This is a genomic window from Cognatiluteimonas telluris (assembly GCF_011320095.1).
Lineage (GTDB): Bacteria > Pseudomonadota > Gammaproteobacteria > Xanthomonadales > Xanthomonadaceae > Cognatiluteimonas > Cognatiluteimonas telluris.
In genome coordinates, this window is the sequence record NZ_JAANOY010000082.1 from 1 (window position 1) to 1,507 (window position 1,507).

Genomic DNA, 1,507 nt, shown 5'->3' on the forward strand with positions numbered 1-1,507 from the left:
ACCGTGGGCGATCCGCTCCAATATTTAAGGTAGGCCTTGCCGTCTTTCACTCCGACGTACTCGGCATCCCAAGCACTGTTTAGTTGAGCTGGGCACAATTCAGCCCGGAATTGCTCTGGCGAAACGCCTAGGGGCTGGCTGCATGCAGCCAAGCTAAAACCTATAGCTAGGATTGTTGCCGGGCGCGAGAATCTTGCCATAGCCATATAACACCTGAATTAAGCCGACATGCGTAGTGGAGGCAAAAGGTGGCACGCTCTTCAGTGCCGCCTTTTGCTGGAACGAAGCATGTTCGGCTTGAATGAACTGTTAGGTGCGCAGCCGGGCTGTGCCCAGCGCGGACCAGGAACCTAACCCGAGTTTCCGGGCCAGACGACGGGTAAACCAAGAGACAGTGATGCCAAACAATGCGCCGGCAATCAGGGCGACATCACCCGCCTCCTTTAACGACATGGTGCGAATGCCCTTGTTGCCCATGTACCAGGCAAAAGCGCCGAACACGACCCCGAAGAATGTGCCACCAAAGAGGGCGAGCGGAAGAAAGCCCATATAGAGCGGCGGCGGCAGCGGAATGCCCATTGACCAGAGCAACTGCCAAAGGGGCGGCGATGCTGTGGCTGGGCCTACACCTTTCTCCGCCATCAGGCGTTTGTATTCTTCAATTTTGCGATCGTGTGTCATGCGCACCTAACACCTGAGTTAAGCCGAGCCGCGAAGCGGCTTCGGCTTGAACGAATTGTTATGCGGCGCCCCTGGACCATGGGCGCGCCACAGAGCAAAGCCAAGCAGCGCGATCCAGAGGAAAAAGCAGGTAAAGGTGATGCGCTGACCAATGCTCGCCATGCCGACGAAGCGCAAGATGCCCGTAGCAATGGAAGCAACCACAAGAGCGAGCGACGGTGTCGCCACCCAGCGCCACGCACTTGACTTGCGGAAGATGGGCGGCAGCCAGAAGCCAGCGATGAGGAAGCCGATATAGCACCCGAAGCTACCAATGGTATGGACAAGAGTGGTAGTGGACTTGAAATCCGCCATGTTTGCCGGAAAGGCACCGGACAACGCCATGAGCAGACCCGAGGCAGCCAACGCGATTGCTGGGATTGCGGCACTGACGCCGCCCTTGCTCGAAAACTCCCGCCTAAGGCCCAAGCCTAAGATGGCTATAGCAATGCCAGGCAGGATGTACCCAAGGATGTTCCATGCCCAAAGGTTCGGAGCGTCAAGGCTACCCAGCTCGCTTATTGCCTGATCCGTGTGGCTGTAGTCGGGCCGCATGGCCGACATAACCAGATAAATGGCCAGAAACCATACCGGCGTCAACATCGCGAGCAGACCGATTCTTTTTTGAGACATCATTTGCAGTGCGGTCCCTGTGCCGCATAACACCTGAATTAAGGGGAGCCACGAAGTGGCTTCCCCTTGAATGAATTGTTATACCTCGCGACCGTGAACCAACGAGCGCTGTCTCAGCCGCCAACGTACTTCACGAAATCCGGTGTCAATCGGC

Annotated in this window: 2 protein-coding genes; both read right to left on the bottom strand. The window is 56.8% G+C overall.

From position 1 onward, the window contains the following. Positions 1 to 309: 309 nt before the first annotated feature. A complete protein-coding gene (locus tag G7B67_RS13045) occupies positions 310 to 681 on the bottom strand; it encodes a DUF6404 family protein (RefSeq protein ID WP_166213122.1) in 372 nt (123 codons plus the stop codon). Positions 682 to 699: 18 nt separating this feature from the next. After that, positions 700 to 1,356, bottom strand: coding sequence for a DUF998 domain-containing protein (locus tag G7B67_RS13050; RefSeq protein ID WP_166213124.1), 657 nt, complete (start codon positions 1,354 to 1,356; stop codon positions 700 to 702). Positions 1,357 to 1,507 lie beyond the last annotated feature (151 nt).